This is a genomic window from Pseudomonas sp. JUb42 (genome assembly GCF_024807945.1).
GTDB lineage: Bacteria > Pseudomonadota > Gammaproteobacteria > Pseudomonadales > Pseudomonadaceae > Aquipseudomonas.
The window spans coordinates 59,771-76,275 of record NZ_JANUFD010000016.1; the positions used below are offsets into that span (position 1 = coordinate 59,771).

Annotated in this window: 17 protein-coding genes; 8 read left to right on the forward strand and 9 right to left on the reverse strand. The window is 60.2% G+C overall.

Translation table 11 applies throughout. The annotated features are described in order from the left end of the window. Positions 1–232: 232 nt before the first annotated feature. The 3 genes from M2401_RS26970 to M2401_RS26980 all read left to right on the forward strand — a co-directional run bounded on the left by M2401_RS26970 (position 233) and on the right by M2401_RS26980 (position 2,789). Positions 233–814, forward strand: coding sequence for an alpha/beta hydrolase (locus M2401_RS26970; protein ID WP_259108174.1), 582 nt, complete (start codon positions 233–235; stop codon positions 812–814). Positions 815–913: 99 nt separating this feature from the next. After that, positions 914–1,828, forward strand: a complete 915-nt coding sequence (locus M2401_RS26975) for a sigma 54-interacting transcriptional regulator (protein ID WP_259108177.1) — start codon at positions 914–916, stop codon at positions 1,826–1,828. A gap of 178 nt (positions 1,829–2,006) precedes the next feature. Next, positions 2,007–2,789 carry a MetQ/NlpA family ABC transporter substrate-binding protein gene (locus tag M2401_RS26980; RefSeq protein ID WP_259108180.1) on the forward strand — a complete coding sequence of 261 codons (783 nt, stop codon included), beginning with the start codon at positions 2,007–2,009 and terminating at the stop codon, positions 2,787–2,789. Positions 2,790–2,813: 24 nt separating this feature from the next. Here M2401_RS26980 and M2401_RS26985 read toward each other — a convergent pair whose 3' ends face one another. Further along, entirely contained in the window at positions 2,814–2,951 is a 138-nt protein-coding gene (locus tag M2401_RS26985) for a hypothetical protein (RefSeq protein ID WP_259108182.1), read from the reverse strand. Between the two features lie 265 nt (positions 2,952–3,216). Between M2401_RS26985 and M2401_RS26990 the strand changes: the two genes are divergently transcribed. The 5 genes from M2401_RS26990 (at position 3,217) to M2401_RS27010 (ending at position 7,942) form a co-directional block, all read left to right on the forward strand. Then, the gene (locus tag M2401_RS26990; protein ID WP_259108185.1) at positions 3,217–4,113 is read left to right on the forward strand and encodes a TauD/TfdA family dioxygenase; all 897 of its coding nucleotides are present in this window, start codon (positions 3,217–3,219) and stop codon (positions 4,111–4,113) included. A 17-nt stretch (positions 4,114–4,130) separates the two neighbouring features. Continuing rightward, the gene (locus tag M2401_RS26995; RefSeq protein ID WP_259108188.1) at positions 4,131–5,012 is read left to right on the forward strand and encodes an ABC transporter ATP-binding protein; all 882 of its coding nucleotides are present in this window, start codon (positions 4,131–4,133) and stop codon (positions 5,010–5,012) included. Between the two features lie 82 nt (positions 5,013–5,094). Beyond that, positions 5,095–5,961, forward strand: coding sequence for an ABC transporter permease (locus M2401_RS27000; RefSeq protein WP_259108191.1), 867 nt, complete (start codon positions 5,095–5,097; stop codon positions 5,959–5,961). A 144-nt stretch (positions 5,962–6,105) separates the two neighbouring features. Further along, positions 6,106–7,125, forward strand: a complete 1,020-nt coding sequence (locus M2401_RS27005; protein ID WP_259108193.1) for an ABC transporter substrate-binding protein — start codon at positions 6,106–6,108, stop codon at positions 7,123–7,125. A gap of 358 nt (positions 7,126–7,483) precedes the next feature. Then, a complete protein-coding gene (locus M2401_RS27010; protein ID WP_259108195.1) occupies positions 7,484–7,942 on the forward strand; it encodes an REP-associated tyrosine transposase in 459 nt (152 codons plus the stop codon). Positions 7,943–8,011: 69 nt separating this feature from the next. Here M2401_RS27010 and M2401_RS27015 read toward each other — a convergent pair whose 3' ends face one another. From M2401_RS27015 to M2401_RS27050, 8 genes are all read right to left on the reverse strand, one after another. Next, a complete protein-coding gene (locus M2401_RS27015) occupies positions 8,012–8,638 on the reverse strand; it encodes a bifunctional 2-polyprenyl-6-hydroxyphenol methylase/3-demethylubiquinol 3-O-methyltransferase UbiG (RefSeq protein WP_259108198.1) in 627 nt (208 codons plus the stop codon). A 62-nt stretch (positions 8,639–8,700) separates the two neighbouring features. After that, positions 8,701–9,345 carry a methionine ABC transporter permease gene (locus M2401_RS27020; RefSeq protein WP_259108199.1) on the reverse strand — a complete coding sequence of 215 codons (645 nt, stop codon included), beginning with the start codon at positions 9,343–9,345 and terminating at the stop codon, positions 8,701–8,703. Next, positions 9,335–10,456 (reverse strand): methionine ABC transporter ATP-binding protein, encoded by a 1,122-nt coding sequence (locus M2401_RS27025; protein WP_259108202.1) that lies wholly within the window; start codon positions 10,454–10,456, stop codon positions 9,335–9,337. The genes M2401_RS27020 and M2401_RS27025 overlap by 11 nt, the downstream gene beginning before the upstream one ends. 1 nt (position 10,457) lies before the next feature. After that, positions 10,458–11,246, reverse strand: a complete 789-nt coding sequence (locus M2401_RS27030; protein ID WP_259108204.1) for a MetQ/NlpA family ABC transporter substrate-binding protein — start codon at positions 11,244–11,246, stop codon at positions 10,458–10,460. 175 nt (positions 11,247–11,421) lie between these two features. After that, positions 11,422–12,789: an LLM class flavin-dependent oxidoreductase gene (locus tag M2401_RS27035; RefSeq protein ID WP_259108207.1), complete on the reverse strand. Its 1,368-nt coding sequence runs from the start codon at positions 12,787–12,789 to the stop codon at positions 11,422–11,424. Beyond that, positions 12,789–13,982, reverse strand: coding sequence for an SfnB family sulfur acquisition oxidoreductase (locus M2401_RS27040; RefSeq protein WP_259108210.1), 1,194 nt, complete (start codon positions 13,980–13,982; stop codon positions 12,789–12,791). The genes M2401_RS27035 and M2401_RS27040 overlap by 1 nt, the downstream gene beginning before the upstream one ends. Positions 13,983–14,006: 24 nt before the next feature. Then, entirely contained in the window at positions 14,007–15,254 is a 1,248-nt protein-coding gene (locus M2401_RS27045; RefSeq protein WP_259108212.1) for an SfnB family sulfur acquisition oxidoreductase, read from the reverse strand. 447 nt (positions 15,255–15,701) lie between these two features. Beyond that, complete coding sequence (locus tag M2401_RS27050) at positions 15,702–16,430, reverse strand: hypothetical protein (protein ID WP_259108215.1); 729 nt, start codon at positions 16,428–16,430, stop codon at positions 15,702–15,704. Positions 16,431–16,505: the final 75 nt, after the last annotated feature.

A 16,505-nucleotide genomic window follows, 5' to 3' on the forward strand; every position in this document is an offset into this window, starting at 1 on the left:
CGCATTTGTAACAGAGCATCGCTATCTTCAACCTCGCTCTCACGCGTTGTGAGCAGGGACTACAGCAGTTTTCTTGGGTCACTCCTTAGGCAGGGGGTGGCCCTTTTTTTATGCGGGCTTTTTAATTCGTATATTTCTTTTGGGTCTTAATAAATAGCTTCTTATTCCTTAACGAATATATATCCCGTCCCTATACTTGCCCCATGAACGCAACGATGCACGAGGTGACCCCATGCATAACGAATCGATTCGCTATCTGATCGTGCCAGGCTGGCAAGGGTCGCCTGACGAACATTGGCAGAGCCATTGGCAGAACAGCTTGCCCAATAGCGCGCGGGTCGAGCAGGACAATTGGCTGCAACCGCGTCTCGAGGACTGGGTGGGTGAACTGCAACGCAGCATCGCCGCCGACGATACCCCGGTGATCCTGATTGCCCACAGCCTGGGCTGCGTGACCGTGGCGCATTGGGCGAAGCTGGCACCGTTGGTGTCGTTGCGTCAGGTGCGTGGCGCCTTGCTGGTCGCACCTGCCGACGTCGAGCGGCCGAACTGCCCGCCGGCGCTGCGCAACTTTGCGCCGATCCCGACGGATCTGCTGCCGTTTCCGACCCAGGTGGTCAGTTCCGACAACGATGCCGCCGTCAGCACCCAGCGCGCTTTGACCTTTGCCCGCAACTGGGGCGCCGAGATCGGCATCCTCAGCGAGGCCGGGCATATCAACGTCAAGTCCGGTCATCAGCGTTGGGAGCAGGGTTTCGCCTATCTGTATCGCCTGCAGGGCCGCATGGAACAACAAGCCCGGCGCCGCGCATGAACTCAATTGACGCGGCCTGTTTCGCGTTTCTATTACCGACTACGATCGATCCCTTTAGTTAACGCCTGAGTCAATCGTTGGCTCGGGCGGGAGTTTGCCATGAGCCTTCACCCTGATCTCGGCCAGCCGCTGCTGACCTTCCCCGACGCTGAAAAAAGTCCCCTGAGCATTCGCGCCAAAGCTCTGGTGTTCGTCGACCCGCGTTCACGGCGCTTGCGTGAGGAGCTGGAGCTGCGCGCACCTGGCGCCTTGCCGGTGCTGATTCGCGGCGAGTCGGGCACCGGCAAGGAATTGCTGGCACGGCAGATCCATCGCGGCAGTGACCGCAGCGGATTGTTCGTCTCAGTCAATTGCGCGGCCATCAGCCCGACCTACGCCGATGCCGAATTGTTCGGCTACGCCGCGGGGGCCCATAGCGGTTCGGTGAGCAGTCGGGCAGGGTGGTTCGGCTCGGCCAATGGCGGCACGCTGTACCTGGATGAAATCGCCGACCTGCCCCTGGCCATTCAGACCAAATTGCTGGCGGCCCTGGAAAATCACGAAGTCACTCGCGTCGGCGCCGCCCAACCAAGCCCGGTGGATGTGCGCCTGGTCGCGGCGACCAGTATCGACCTGGCGCCAGCCGTGGCGGCGGGGAAGTTTCACGAGCGTCTCTATCACTATTTGCGTGAAGGCCAGCTTGAGCTGCCTGCCTTGCGCGAGCGGGTCGGCGATATCCTGCCCCTGGCCGAATATTTCCTCGGCATCTACAGCCAGCGCCTGGGCTTTGCCGTGCCACTGATCAGCGAGGCGGCGCAGGCGGCGCTGGAAGCCCACAGTTGGCCGGGTAATACCCGGGAGCTGGAGAACGTTATTCACTTTGCCCTGCTGGTCAGCCCAGGCGATGAAGTGCTGGCGCAACATCTGGGTTTGCCTGAACGCCTGTCCCCCGAAGAGCAGATTCGACGCTTGTTGAATGACGCCGATCTTAAACAACTGGCGGTGCTGAAGCGTCTACTGCAAGAGCTGCCTTGAAGCGGGCACGTGGCGATTAGCCGCTACCCAGCAAAAAGGCATAAGCACTGAAATAAAAAGTATTGTATTGGAATAAAGAATCTCGGTAATGTCCGCTTCACGCCGCGCCACCAGAGTGCGGCAACTCACTGATAAGCCGTCGTTTTGTGGCGATGGCGCTTTTCGCCAAGGACATAATATGAAAAAGACTTTCTTGTTGACTGCACTGGCTGCCGCTCTGTCGATCGGCCTGGCCCACGCCGGCGAAAAACTGGTGGTAGGCGCCACGCCAGTACCCCACGCCGAGATCCTCGAGCTGATCAAGCCTGAGCTGGCCAAAGAAGGCGTGGACCTGGAAATCAAGGTTTTCACTGACTACGTGCAACCGAACGTGCAGTTGAACGAGAAACGTCTGGACGCCAACTACTTCCAGACCAAGCCTTACCTGGACGGTTTCAACAAAGGCAAGGGTGCCAACCTGCAAGTGGGTGTAGGCGTTCACGTTGAACCGTTTGGCGGCTACTCGAGCAAGTGGAAGAGCATCAAGGACCTGCCGGACGGCGCAACCATCGCCCTGCCTAACGAAGGCAGCAACGCCGGTCGTGCCCTGCTGCTGCTGCAGAAAAACGGTTTGATCACCCTGAAAGATCCAACCAACGCGCTGTCGACCACCAAAGACGTGGCCAGCAACCCGAAACATTTCAAGTTCAAAGAACTGGAGTCGGCCATTCTGCCGCGCGTGTTCAAAGAAGTTGACCTGGACCTGATCAACACCAACTACGCGCTGGAAGCCAAGCTCAGCCCGAAAAAGGATGCGTTGATTCTGGAAGGTTCCGACTCGCCGTACGTGAACTACCTGGTGACCCGTGAGGACAATGCCCACACCGACGCCATCAACAAGCTGTCCAAGGCCCTGACCAGCCAACAGGTCAAAGACTTCATCAACAAGAAGTACGACGGTGCGGTTGTGCCAGCGTTCTGATTGTCGCGTGACAGGCTGAACTGATTAACGCCGACGGCTGGTAGCAGCGTCGGCGTTTTTATTTGTCTGGGGATCGAGCGCGCGGTTCAGGGCGATCAACAGTTTGACCATGTCTTCCGGATTGCCCTTGAGGGGGTAGTTGAAGGTCTTCTGGGTTGGCATATCGAAATGCTCCTGATTCTTATAGGGCTTTATCACGCGTCCTGCGTAGACCCCGTAACGGGCATTGTGTTCGCATTTGTCGGAAAACTCCCCGGTCTTTCGTCGGAAAGGGCCGGAATCCCGGACTGACTGCCCAGTCAGTCTGCGTCTGCGGGGTGCTAGCTCGTTAAGTGATATCAATATGCCGTAACGGTATTTAAATTCTGATTCTTATATCTATAAAGTCGACTCCCTAAACCACCAGTCTTCTGGAGTCGCAATTCACATGCCCGCTGCCTCTCTCGCTTCATCGTCCGCCCAAGCCGCCGCGCAATCGTTCGACGTGCGCCCATTCGCCGAAAAGGTGGGTGCAGAGATCGTCGGGCTGGATTTGTCCAAACCTCTGAACGACGCCGATTTTGCCCGCGTGCATCAGGCGCATCTGGACTATCACGTCGTGGTCTTCCGCGACCAGCAGATCACCCCGCAACAGCAGATCGATTTCAGCCGCCGTTTCGGCGTGTTGCAGATCCATGTGCTCAAGCAGTTCCTGCTGGCCAATCACCCGGAAATCCTCATCGTGTCCAATATCGTCGAGAACGGCCAGCCGGTCGGCCTAGGCGATGCGGGCAAATATTGGCACTCGGACCTGTCCTACAAGGAACTGCCGAGCCTGGGCTCGATGCTCTACGCCCAAGAGCTGCCAAGCGAAGGCGGCGACACTTTGTTCGCCGACATGCATCGGGCCTGGGACACCCTGCCTGAGCATCTGCGCAAGGCGGTGGAAGGTCGTTCGGCCGTGCACAACTACACCGCGCGCTACAGCGAAGGCCATAACGCCGCCAGCTGGCGCCCGACCCTGACCCCGGAGCAATTGGCCCAGGTCGTTGAAGTCACCCACCCGATCGTGCGTACCCACCCGGAAAACGGCCGCAAGGCGCTGTTCGTCAGCGAAGGTTTCACCACGCGCATCGTCGGCCTGCCGGAAGACGAAAGCCGCGCCCTGCTGCAGGAAATCTACGACCACAGCGTGCGCCCCGAACATATCTACCGCCATCACTGGCAGGCAAACGACATGGTGTTCTGGGACAACCGTTCGCTGATCCACCTGGCCGCCGGTTGCCCTGCACACCTGCGTCGCAAGCTGCACCGCACCACCATCCAGGGTGATGCGCCGTTCTGATTCAGGAGTACCGTTTCATGAATGCTGTTTTGCAAGGCCACACGGCCAGCGAAAGCCCGGTTGCCCAGGCGCTGCCTTTGCAGGCGCCTGAAGCTCTGCTGAAGGTACAGAACGTCAGCCTGGAATACCGCACCCCCGAGCGCGTGGTGCGGGCGACCCATCAAGTCAGTTTTGAAGTCGATCCGTCCGACCGCTTTGTCCTGCTTGGCCCTTCGGGCTGTGGGAAATCGACCTTGCTCAAAGCGGTGGCCGGTTTTATCCGACCCAGCGAAGGCGAGATTCGTCTTGCTGGCGAGCAGGTTTCCGAGCCTGGCCCGGACAGGATCGTCGTATTCCAGGAGTTCGACCAACTGCCGCCCTGGAAAACCGTGATCCAGAACGTCATGTTCCCGCTGCTGGCCTCGCGCACCCTGAAAAAGCCCGAAGCCCTGGAACGTGCACGGTATTACCTGGAAAAAGTCGGCCTTAGTGCTTTTGCCGATGCCTACCCGCACACCCTGTCCGGCGGCATGAAAGCGCGGGTAGCGATTGCCCGTGCCTTGGCGATGCAGCCGAAGATCCTGCTGATGGATGAACCCTTCGCCGCCCTCGACGCCCTGACCCGCCGCAAGATGCAGGAAGAGCTGCTGGAGCTGTGGGAAGAAGTGCGTTTCACCTTGCTGTTCGTGACCCACTCCATCGAAGAAGCGCTGGTCGTCGGCAATCGCATCCTGCTGCTGTCGCCCCATCCGGGGCGCGTAAGGGCCGAGATCAACAGCCATCAGTTCGACCTGAAAAGCCTCGGCGGCACGGCCTTCCAGAGCACCGCGCAACGCATTCATCGCCTGCTGTTCGACGAAAGCGACGGCAGCCCGGTGGAGCGCGATCTGAGCTTCCAGGACATTCGAATCGCCTATTGATTTGATTGGCGCTTATCTCCTGTGGGAGCCGCATTTCAATCGCGATGGTTTGTTGTAAACCAGTATTCAAGAGATCAGCACCATGAGCCTTGCACCCCCCATCCGTGAGGAATACGAAGTCACGCTGCAGCCCTTCACCCAAGAAGATCTGGCGCGTGATATTCCCCTGCTACAACGCATCTGGCAGTTGAGCTGGGTGCGCAAGAGCGTGATCCTTATCGCCCTTGCCGTTATCTGGGAAATCGCTGCGCGTATCCAGGGTAATGACCTGCTGCTGCCCAGCTTCCTGCAAACCGCGTCGGCATTTTACGACGGCATCATCAGCGGCGAGCTGCTGAGCAAGGTATGGATTTCCCTGACCGTGCTGGTCAAGGGCTACCTGATCGGTATTGTCCTGGCCTTTGGCCTGACCACGCTGGCGGTGTCGACCCAACTGGGCCGTGACCTGCTCAGCACCCTGACCGCGATGTTCAACCCGCTGCCGGCCATTGCCTTGCTGCCGCTGTCCCTGCTGTGGTTCGGCCTGGGGCAGAACAGCCTGATCTTTGTGTTGGTGCACTCGGTGCTGTGGGCCTTGGCGCTCAACACTTACGCCGGTTTCCTCGGTGTGTCCGAGACCCAGCGCATGGCCGGGCGCAACTACGGCCTCAAGGGTCTGCGCTTTGTCTGGTACATCCTGATCCCGGCGGCACTGCCGTCGATCCTCGCGGGCCTGAAGATCGGCTGGGCCTTCGCCTGGCGCACCCTGATCGCCGCTGAACTGGTGTTTGGCGCCTCGTCGGGCAAGGGCGGCCTGGGCTGGTACATCTTCCAGAACCGTAACGAGCTGTATACCGACAAGGTCTTCGCTGGCTTGGCTGCGGTGATTCTGATTGGCCTGCTGGTGGAAAACCTGTTGTTCGCCAATGTCGAGAAGCTGACCGTAAAGCGTTGGGGCATGCAGCGCTAAGAAACCTGACACCTGTGGGAGCGGGGCTTGCCCGCGAAAAGCTTGACGCGTTGCGCCTGGCACTGCGCGTCGCCAGGTTCGCGGGCAAGCCCTGCTCCAACGAGTACTACCACCCACCATTCGAATTTTTCTGAGGTTCTCAACATGGCAACTTCTTTCAAACGTCCCGCACTGACCGTGCTGGCGGCCACCATCGGTTTGTTCGCAGGCCTGCTCAGCAGCGGCGCCCAGGCGGAAGGCAAGATCAGCATCGCGCAACAATTCGGCATCGGTTACCTGATCCTCGACGTGGTTCGCGATCAGAAGCTGATCGAGAAACACGGTAAGCAGGAAGGGCTGGATATAGCCGTCGACTGGAACAGCATTTCCGGCGCCACGGCCATGAACGAAGCGCTGCTGGCCGGTGCTCTGGACGTGGTATCCGCTGGTATCCCGCCGATGCTGGTGCTGTGGGACCGCACCAAGGGCAAGCAGAACGTCAAGGCCATCGCCTCCCTGGGTTCGATGCCCAATTACTTGCTGACCAATAACCCGAACGTGAAGACCCTCAAGGACTTCAGCGACAAGGACCGCATCGCCGTTCCGGCTGCGGGCGTAGGCTTCCAGTCGCGCACCTTGCAGATCGAAACCGCCAAGCAGTTCGGTAACGACAACTTCAAGAAATTCGACAACATCTCGGTCAGTGTGCCGCACCCGGACGCCACTTCGGCGCTGATTGCCGGTGGTTCGGAAATCAACTCGCACTTCTCAAGCCCGCCGTTCCAGTATCAGGAACTGGAAAATCCTAACGTGCACAAAGTGCTGAGTTCCTACGACATCCTCGGCGGCCAGGCCACGTTCAACGTGCTCTACACCACGCAGAAATTCCACGACGAAAACCCCAAGACCTACAAGGCGTTCTACGACGCCCTGGCCGAGGCGGAGAAGATCATCAAGGCCGACAAGCCTGCGGCGGCCAAGACCTATATCGCAGTCGAACAATCCAAGCTGCCGCTGCCCCTGGTCGAGAAGATCGTTGCCGACCCGGAAATCGACTTCACCGTCGTGCCGCAACGCACCTACATCTACGCCGAGAAGCTGCATGAACTGGGCGTGCTGAAAAACAAGGCGACGGACTGGAAGGAATACTTCTTCGAAGAAGCGCATGGTGGTGCGGGGAGCTGAATCAGCTGATCTGGAATGAGACCCTGTAGGAGCTGCCGAAGGCTGCGAAAAGCGGGGTATCAGACAGACCCATTCGCAGCCTGCGGCAGCTCCTACGGGGATAGGGTTTAGCCAACAAAAAACCGCCTGCTGACAGGCGGTTTTTTTATGCCCTCACGTCGCTCGCTGTTCCTGCAAGTGCTCCAGCTGATGATTGGCCAGGGCCTTGAGAAAGCGGATCGGAGTGAGATCGGGTGGGAGCGTGGCTTGCCCGCGATGGCCTCAACTCGGTCTTGGACATATTCCGTCAAGCAATTGCCCATTGGCAGTCGCCTGTCAGAGCTAGCCTCTGAGCTTCATAAAGCTCAGAGGCAAAGGAATGCGCTCACCTCATCAATCTCGACGGCTGCGCGTCGGTCGATACAGCGAACAAGGCCGAATTTACCTGGTCACATCCAACACCCTGGATCGACAGCCGTTATTTGCGGACTGGAGAGTGGGATGTCTCCTCGCCAAGCAATTCAAGCAAGCTGAACGCGATCAGCTCGTACATTCTTTGGCTTGGGTGGTAATGCCTGATCATTTCCACTGGCTGCTAGAGCTGAGGAGTGATTCGCTGAGCCGTGTAGTTGGGCGTACCAAGTCTCTCACCCGTTTGGCCGTGAGCGCGGCAATAGGTCGTACCGGTAGTATCTGGCAGGCAAGTTTCCATGATCGAGCTATTCGCCGGGAGGACGATCTGAAAGCTGTTGCCAGATATATCGTGTTAAACCCTGTGCGGGCCGGTCTGGTCGAGCGGGTTGGGGACTACCCACTTTGGGACGCTGTCTGGATCTGATCAGGTAGCGAGACCGTGTCGCCTTCATCGCGGGCAAGCCACGCTCCCACAGGTTGGATTATTAAGTCCTCAGGCCTTGCGCCACACACTCGCCAACCAGGGCTGTTGATCCCGGGGCAATCCCGCTGGCCGGTAGTAATGCTCAAGCTCGACAAACCCCGCCGTCGTCAGTAACGCCCGCCAGTTTTCCAGATCGTGATAGGCGCCGTAGCGCGGGCCTTTCCAGCCTTCCTGGTTGTCGCCACGGGGGTTGGAGCTGAACAGTACGCCGCGGGGCTTCAGGGCTGCGTGCAGTTCGCGCAATACCCGGGGCAGTTCCTGCTTGGGGACGTGGAACAGCACGGCATTGGCGAAGATGCCGTCGAAGCGCTCAACTGGCAGATTCAGTTCGAGGAAGTTCTGTTGCAGCACCTCGCAGCCAGTGTCGGCCCTGGCCATTTCGGCGAAGCGTTCGGAGCCGTCGAGGCCGGTGGCGATATGACCCATGCGGGTGAAGGTCTGCAGGTCGCGCCCCGGCCCGCAACCGAAGTCGAGGATTTGCAGTGGCGCGCCGCCCTGGATATGCCGCAGCAGGGCGTCGATATTCTGGCTGACGTCGTGGTCGCGGGTGCCTTCGCGAAAGTCGTCGGCGACCTGGTTGTAGTGGCCCAGGGTCGTGGCAGTGATGGTCTGTAGCGTGTCGCGGTCGAGGGTCATGGGGGCTTCGCGCAGGGCTCGTTGAGTGCTGACCTTACTCAAAATGCCCTGCGCCGCATAGCTCAGCGCTTGTTCAGCACCCGCGCCAGGCGATCGCCGCCGAACTGGATAAACGCCACCAGCACCACCAACAGCACAATCACCGTGACCATTACCTGGCTGTCGAAACGCTGATAGCCGTAGCGATAGGCGATGTCACCCAGGCCACCGGCACCGATGGCACCGGCCATAGCCGAGGAGTTGATCATGGTCACCAGAGTGATAGTGAAACCGCCGACGATACCCGGCCGCGCTTCGGGCAGCAGTACGTGCCAGACGATATGCCAGCGACGGCAACCCATCGCCTGAGCAGCTTCGATCAGGCCGTGATCGACCTCACGCAGGCTGACTTCGGCAATGCGCGCAAAGAACGGCGTCGCCGCGATGGTCAGGGGCACGACAGCGGCCCACACGCCGTAGGTGGTGCCGACGATCAGCCGGGTAAAGGGGATCAGCGCGACCATCAGGATCAGGAACGGCACCGAGCGGAACAGGTTAACGAAGCCGCCCAGTATGCGATTGAGGTTCGGTGCCTCGTAGATACCGCCTTTATGGCTGGTGACCAGAATCACCGCCAACGGAATGCCCACCAGCAGTGCGATCAGCGACGATACGCCGACCATCAAAAACGTATCCAGGGTGCCCTGGAGCAAGCGATCAAACCACATAGCCGATGACCTCCACATGCTGTGCCTGTTGCCGGGCACGACTGAGCAATTCTTCGCGGCTGTAACGCGATGCCGCCACGGCTATCAGCAAGTGCCCCAGAGGACGGCCCTGGATGCGTTCGATACCGCCATTGAGCAGACGAATCTGCCCGCCGAGGGCGTTGAACAGCGCCGCCAGATCGGGCTCTTCGCCGGACTCGCCGGTAAAGTGCAGGTCCAGCACCAGTGCTGCATCGGGCTGCGGCGGCTGTGCATGCAGGCGCGCCTGCAAGTCTTCCGGCAAGCCATGTTGCAGCGGTGCCAGCAGGGTTTTGCTGACCTCATGTTGCGGACTGCCGAACACCTGCCAGACCGGGCCTTGCTCGACCACCTTGCCTTGCTCCAGCACCACAACGCGGTCGCAGATATCGCGGATCACCGCCATCTCGTGGGTGATGAGGATGATGGTCAGGCCCAGGCGCTGATTGATCTCTTTGAGCAGGCCAAGGATCGACTGAGTGGTTTCCGGGTCCAGGGCCGAGGTGGCTTCATCGCACAGCAGAATGTCCGGGTCATGCACCAGAGCGCGGGCGATGCCGACGCGCTGTTTCTGCCCGCCGGACAACTGCGCGGGGTAGGCGTGGTGCTTGTCTTGCAGGCCGACCAGTTCCAACAGCTCGCCGACCTTGCGCTGGCGCTGGTCCTTGGCCACGCCTGCGACCTTGAGCGGCAGTTCGACGTTCTGCCACACGGTCTTGGCCGACATCAGGTTGAAGTGCTGGAAGATCATGCCGATCCGGCGGCGCAGCTCGACCAGGCGGTCTTCGTTGAGCTCGCCGATATCCACCTGATTGATCAGCACCCGGCCGCTGCTCGGTTGCTCAAGACGGTTGATGGTGCGGATCAGTGACGACTTGCCCGCGCCGCTGCGGCCGATGATGCCGAAGATCTCGCCGCGCTGGATGGCCAGGTCGATGTTGTGCAGAGCCTGCACTGGGCCCTGTTGGCCGTTGTAGGTCTTGCCCAGGTTGATGAATCGAACCAGAGCGTTGTTCAGGTCAGGATGCAGTTCGACCTTGTCGGCGGACTGCGCGTTGTCGGTGGGCTGCTGACGCTGGGCGATGGCGGTCATGTCACTTTTCCCAGCCGGCCTGGTAGAGCTTGCCGTTGGCCTTGTCCAGGGCGGCGCGCACTACCGGCGAGTGTTGATAGATGTCGATGAACTTGGCCAGGCGCGGATCGTTCTTGTGGTCCGGGCGGATCACGAACTGGATGACGTATTCCGGGTGATCGAGGCCGTCGAAAAGAATCGCCGAGCTTGGGTCGAAGGTCTTGGCCAGGCGGATATAAGCCGGGTAGCCCTGGACCAGATCGGCGTCATCGTAGGCGCGCACCAGTTGCACGGCCTCGACCTGAATCAGCTTGAGCTTCTTCGGGTTGGCGGTGATGTCTTCTTCGGTGGCCTTGTAGCCGACGCCCGGCTTGAGGGTCAGCAGACCGGCCTTGGCCAGCAGTTGCAGGCCGCGACCGGCGTTGATCGGATCGTTGGCGATGGCTACGGTAGCGCCGCTTGGCAGCTCGTCGAAGCTTTTGTATTTCCTGGAGTACAGGCCGACGTTATTGATGATCCCCGGCGCGTAGGATTCCAGATGGGTCCCGGCAGCGGCATTGGCGTTGGTCAGGAAGGGGATGTGCTGGAAGTAGTTCACATCGATATCACCCGCCGCGAGGCTGACGTTGGGGGCGATCCAATCGGTGAATTCCACCAGCTCGACCTTCAGGCCCTGCTTGCCGGCCTCTTCGACGGCGGCTTCCAGAGGGATGGCGAAGGCGGCGGTGGTGCCGACTTTCAACGGCGCATCGGCGGCGTGGGCGGTGAGGGATAACAGGCCCAGGGCCAGGGTGGCGATCAGTTTGTTCATGGTGAATTCCGCAAGGTTGGGTTTTGTTTTGTCTGTATGGATGTATTCATCGCTGAGAAATGTGGGAGCGAATTCATTCGCGAAGAGGGCAGTACAACCAAAACATTTCCGTGCTTTGAAATACCGTTTTCGCGAATGAATTCGCTCCCACAAAAAACCTTGTGCTCTCAGCTGGCTATGAGTTACTTGACCGTCGATAACTGGCCCCGGTATGCCGCTGGGGCAAATGCGCTTCACCCTCGGGAAACAGCTTTTCGCGCAATGAGCCGCTGTCGTAGGCGGTCTTGTAGGAGCCGCGTCGTTGCAGTTCAGGGATCACCAGGTCGATGAAGTCGACGTAGCTTTCCGGGGTGACGATGCGGGTCAGGTTGAAGCCGTCCAGGCCGGTTTCGGCGATCCAGGATTCCAGTTCGTCGGCCACCTGCTGCGCTGAGCCGACCACAGTGAAATAGCGCCCGCCCAGAGCGTGCTGGTCGAGCAGGCGCTGGCGGGTCCAGTCGTTGTTCTTGAGGTTTTTCGTCGCCGACTGAATGGCGTTGCTCTTCACGTACTGGATCGGTTCATCCAGTTCGTATTCGGCAAAGTCGATGCCGGTGGACGCGGCAAAATGCGCCACGCCCGCCTCGGCACTGGCGTACTGGCGATACTCCACAAGCTTGGCCTGGGCCTCTTGCTCGGTGGCGCCGACAATCACGTTCAGGCCCATGAAGATTTTGATGTCTTCAGGCTTGCGCCCGGCGGCCTTGGCGCTGGCGCGAACCTTGTCCACCTGCTCGCGGGTCGCGGTCTTGTTCTGCCCGCTGATGAACACGCACTCGGCGTGACGCCCGGCGAATTGCAGGCCGCGATCGGAGCTGCCCGCCTGGAACAACACCGGCGTGCGCTGTGGCGACGGCTCGCACAGGTGGTAACCCTCGACCCGATAGAACTCGCCCTCGTGACGGACCTTGTGCACCTTGTCCGGCTGCGCATAGATACGTTGCGCCGGGTCGTTGAGCACGGCGCCATCTTCCCAGCTGCCTTCCCAGAGCTTGTAGAGCACCTCCAGGTACTCGTCGGCCTGATCGTAGCGGCGGTCATGCTCGACCTGCTGGCTCAGGCCCATGGCCCGGGCGGCGCTGTCGAGGTAACCGGTGACGATATTCCAGCCAACCCGGCCGCGGCTCAGGTGATCGAGGGTCGACATGCGCCGGGCGAACAGATACGGCGGCTCGTAGGTGAGGTTGGCGGTCAGGCCGAAACTCAGGTTGCGGGTGACGGCGGCCATGGCCGAGACCAACAGCAGCGGGTCGTTGACCGGTAGTTGGATCGACTCCTTGAGCGGCACGTCCACCGAGTTCTGGTAGACGTCGTAGACGCCCACGATATCGGCAATGAACAGGCCATCGAACAGTCCGCGCTCAAGCAGTTGGGCCAGTTCGGTCCAGTATTCCAGGGTCTTGTACTGGGTCGAGTTGTCCCGTGGGTGAGTCCACAGGCCGTGGTTGATATGGCCGATGCAGTTCATGTTGAACGCATTGAGCAGGATCTTTTTCTTCGCCATCAGATGGTCCCCCGACGCGGAGGATTGATGTCGTTGAGGTAGTAGTTGCCGATGGTGTGATACTTCCAGCGCACCGGGTCGTGCAGGGTGTGCACGCGGGCGTTGCGCCAGTGGCGATCGAGGCCATGCTCGGCCAGGGTCGCCTGGCTGCCGGCCAGTTCGAACAGGGTGCTGCCGGCGGCCAGGGATACTTCGGTGCTGATGGCCCGGGCTTCGGCCACGGCGATGGAGGCGGCGGCGAGGCTGTCGGCGGTGGTGTCGAGCTGGGCGCGGTCGAGGAATTCTCCGGCACGGTCGAGCAAGGCTTCGCAAGCGCTCAGGCGCGCGCCGAGTTTGCCGAAGCTGTGCAACGTCAGCGGATCGTCCACGGCTTTATCGCTGCCGGAGTCGATCCATGGCCGGGTGCGGGTCCGCACGAACACCAGGGCGTCGTCATAGGCGGCGCGGGCGATGCCGGTGTCGATGGCTGCGTGAAGAATCTGCGCCAGGGGCCCAACCGTGGTCGGGCGCTCGAAGGCGGTCTGGAATGGCACGACATCTTCCGCTGGCACGAACACGCTGTTGAACACCACTGAGCCGCTGCCGGTGGTGCGCTGGCCGAAGCCGCTCCAGTCATCGATCACACTGAGGCCGGGGCTGTCGGCAGCGACAAAAGCCAGTTGCTGGATGCCGTCGTCATCGATCACCGACGTCGGAATGCGTTGCGCGTACAAGGCGCCGGTCGCGTAGAACTTGCGGCCATTGATGCGATAGCCATCGCCGTCGCGGCTTAGGCGAGTGGTGCGGTCATGGGCGGTGCGGGTGCCCAGTTCGGCCAGGGCATTGCCGAAACGCACACCGCGCAGGGCTTCGCCATACAGACGCTGTTGCTGGGCCAGGTTGCCGTTTACCCGCAACACTTCCAGGGCATAGAAATGGTTTTGCGGAATCTGCCCGAGCGAAGCGTCGGCGGCAGCAATCAGGGCAATGACCTTGGCCAGGGTGACGTTGGACACGCCAGCGCCGCCATAGGCTTTCGGCACGCTGATGCCCCACAGGCCGGACTGGCTGAACAGCTCGAGTTCGGCCAGGGGCAGGCGGCGTTCGCGGTCGCGCAGGATACTGTCGCGTTGAAACTGTGCAGCCAGTGCGGTGGCGATTTCCAGAGCCTGGGCGTCGTCACCGATCACGGCGGCGGGAGAAGTAAAACTCATAGGGTGGTGCTCCAGAGGTCTGGTTCAGATCCACGAATGGCGGGCAGGCAGGTTGCCGTTGAGGTTCCAGGCGCCGATGGCGTGGTATTTCCAGCGCACCGGGTCGTGCAGGGTGTGCACCCTTGCGTTGCGCCAGTGACGGTCGAGATTGAACTCGGCGAGGGTGGCGCGGCTGCCGGACAGTTCGAACAGCTTCTCGCTGGCCAGCAGGGCGATTTCCGTGGTCAGCACCTTGGCCTCGGCCACGGCAATGGAAGCCCGGGCGGCGGAGTGCTCGTCGATCTCTGTGGCGGCGACTTCATCCAGTATTTGTCCGGCCTTGCGCAGCAGGGCTTCAGCGGCATGCAGGTCGAGCTTGAGCTTGCCGATATCGGCGATCACATAAGGGTCGTCGCTGGCACGTTCGACGTTGGCGTCCACCCAGGGGCGCGAGCGCTCGCGGACAAAGCTGATGGCATCGTCAATGGCGCCACGGGCAATCCCGGCGTCGATGGCGGCCTGGATCAACTGCGAAACCGCACCCTGAATATTCGGCACCAGGGCCTGGCGCCAGTTGTCGATCACCCGTTCGGCGTCGACTCTCACACCCTCCAGCAACACCGTGCCACTGGCGGTGGTACGTTGGCCGAAGCCGGACCAGTCGTCGACGATGCTCAAGCCCGGCGTATTGCGCGGCACCAGAGCCAGCACTTGACGGCCTTCGTCATTCAGCGCCTTGACCGCAACCCAATGGGCGAACAGCGCGCCGGTTGAGTAGAACTTCTGTCCGTCGATGATGAATTGATCACCGTCGCGCCGGGCCCGGGCCTTGAGCTCCAGGGTGTTTTTCGTGCCGCGTTCAGGCCCGGCATTACCGATGCGCCAGCCGTCCAGGACGTTCTGGAACAGCGCGCGTTTCTGCGGTTCGGTGGCGCAGCCCGCCACCAGTTGCAGAATGCCGAAATGATTCTGCGGGATCTGCCCCAGCGCCGGATCGGCGGTGCAGATAATGCGGAATACTTCGGCCAGGGTGGTAAATGAAACCTGTGGCCCGCCATAGGCGCGGGCAATGGAAATACTGCCCAGGCCGCTGCGGGTGAAATGTTCGATTTCTGCCCAGGGCAGTTTGCGCTCACGGTCGCGTTGGGCGGCGTGGACTCGGGCAATGGCGGCCAGCTCATGGGCGGCGGCGATGGCGTCGGCATCGTTGCGCAGGACCTTGGCGGGCAGCAATGGAGCGATGTTGTCCCGGCCCTGCTGTGGTGGTGTGCGGTTGACCGTAGAAATGACCATGGGAACCTCGTATCAAGCCGCATGGGCTGCGGCGGGGAAAATCAACGATGTCCGGTGGTCCGGTGTATATACCCTAATCGTGTATAAAAATTAAATAAACTAACGTTTGGGAATAAGCATAGAAGACGAATGTTAGCCTTTGCTTTAAAGCACGGTGACATAGGTCAGGGTCAGAATAAAAATGCACACTACTGCGATGTCTTTGTGTTTCATGATGATTGTTCTCGTTATTAATCGTGTGTTTCTGATGCAGGCTAGCAGCGTGTCATAAGTGCGTCGGGGAAAAGCTGTAGGTATAAGTGCAATGTTGAGTAGGACAAATCTGAATGTTTATAACTGTGTGCGCTAGTGCACAACTTTCGTCGTCTTGAAAGGCGGTGGTGCCGATACGGTGGATAGCGTGTCAGGGATTGTCCGCCGTATCGGCCATTTGCGCTGTGTTCGACCTTAAAGAGGCTTCTTTGCGTTGTTGGAAGTCTTGATAATGCGCGCCGGAGCCCAGCGCGAGTTATTTCCGGCGCGGTCAATGATGCAATAGGTTATTTCCTGGGCCTCTTCGACGCAGGCCTCGCGAATGAACTCCGGCGGCACCGTGTAGATAACGGGCATGCCTACTTCGCGGGCACTGATGGCGGGCAGGTCCACGCGCAAGTCGCCCCAGCGCAGAGTGATTTCGTCATGGGCAGCCATGTTCAGATAGGGCGCAATGCTGACTGGCAGACCATCGAGTAGATGGCTGGAGTGCAGTCCGCGTTGCAGTACCGGATCGGGCAGTGTCAGGGGTTCCAGGCCCTGATTTTCTTCGGCGTCCGGGTCGAGCAACTGGCCGCCGGGCAGATCCAGCCTGACCCAGAGCGTGCAGGGCGCGGATGCTTCGGGCAGGCCACCGACCTTCATGACCCGATAGCTGATCTTGACCTTGCCGTTCTGTAGAAAGCTCTCCGGCACACGTAAGGCGATAGTCTGGCCAATGTCAGCCAGGTCCAGGGTTTTCGAAGTCACGTAGCAACCTCCCCAGAGCAATTCGATAAGATCGCCTTCGTCCATGGTGGGGTAGGGGTCGATATGCACCATCAGGTGAGCGGCGGCCAGACGACCAATACCCTGGTGATGAGCCTGGGGTACATGGGGGGCTGGCAGGGTGGGAGGAGTGGTCTTGCAGGTGTTAGAAGCCATTTATGAATACTCTTGATCGTCGTTTTTCCAGGGGCGGCACACGCACGTATACACAGGGAAAGCGACTGAAAATTT

Excerpts from the sequence above, each read along its gene's own strand:
- M2401_RS26970 (WP_259108174.1), top strand. The coding sequence starts at position 233 with ATGCATAACGAATCGATTCGCTATCTGATCGTGCCAGGCTGGCAAGGG.
- M2401_RS26975 (WP_259108177.1), top strand. The coding sequence starts at position 914 with ATGAGCCTTCACCCTGATCTCGGCCAGCCGCTGCTGACCTTCCCCGAC.
- M2401_RS26980 (WP_259108180.1), top strand. The coding sequence starts at position 2,007 with ATGAAAAAGACTTTCTTGTTGACTGCACTGGCTGCCGCTCTGTCGATC.
- M2401_RS26985 (WP_259108182.1), bottom strand. The coding sequence starts at position 2,951 with ATGCCAACCCAGAAGACCTTCAACTACCCCCTCAAGGGCAATCCGGAA.
- M2401_RS26990 (WP_259108185.1), top strand. The coding sequence starts at position 3,217 with ATGCCCGCTGCCTCTCTCGCTTCATCGTCCGCCCAAGCCGCCGCGCAA.
- M2401_RS26995 (WP_259108188.1), top strand. The coding sequence starts at position 4,131 with ATGAATGCTGTTTTGCAAGGCCACACGGCCAGCGAAAGCCCGGTTGCC.
- M2401_RS27000 (WP_259108191.1), top strand. The coding sequence starts at position 5,095 with ATGAGCCTTGCACCCCCCATCCGTGAGGAATACGAAGTCACGCTGCAG.
- M2401_RS27005 (WP_259108193.1), top strand. The coding sequence starts at position 6,106 with ATGGCAACTTCTTTCAAACGTCCCGCACTGACCGTGCTGGCGGCCACC.
- M2401_RS27010 (WP_259108195.1), top strand. The coding sequence starts at position 7,484 with ATGCGCTCACCTCATCAATCTCGACGGCTGCGCGTCGGTCGATACAGC.
- M2401_RS27015 (WP_259108198.1), bottom strand. The coding sequence starts at position 8,638 with ATGACCCTCGACCGCGACACGCTACAGACCATCACTGCCACGACCCTG.
- M2401_RS27020 (WP_259108199.1), bottom strand. The coding sequence starts at position 9,345 with ATGTGGTTTGATCGCTTGCTCCAGGGCACCCTGGATACGTTTTTGATG.
- M2401_RS27025 (WP_259108202.1), bottom strand. The coding sequence starts at position 10,456 with ATGACCGCCATCGCCCAGCGTCAGCAGCCCACCGACAACGCGCAGTCC.
- M2401_RS27030 (WP_259108204.1), bottom strand. The coding sequence starts at position 11,246 with ATGAACAAACTGATCGCCACCCTGGCCCTGGGCCTGTTATCCCTCACC.
- M2401_RS27035 (WP_259108207.1), bottom strand. The coding sequence starts at position 12,789 with ATGGCGAAGAAAAAGATCCTGCTCAATGCGTTCAACATGAACTGCATC.
- M2401_RS27040 (WP_259108210.1), bottom strand. The coding sequence starts at position 13,982 with ATGAGTTTTACTTCTCCCGCCGCCGTGATCGGTGACGACGCCCAGGCT.
- M2401_RS27045 (WP_259108212.1), bottom strand. The coding sequence starts at position 15,254 with ATGGTCATTTCTACGGTCAACCGCACACCACCACAGCAGGGCCGGGAC.
- M2401_RS27050 (WP_259108215.1), bottom strand. The coding sequence starts at position 16,430 with ATGGCTTCTAACACCTGCAAGACCACTCCTCCCACCCTGCCAGCCCCC.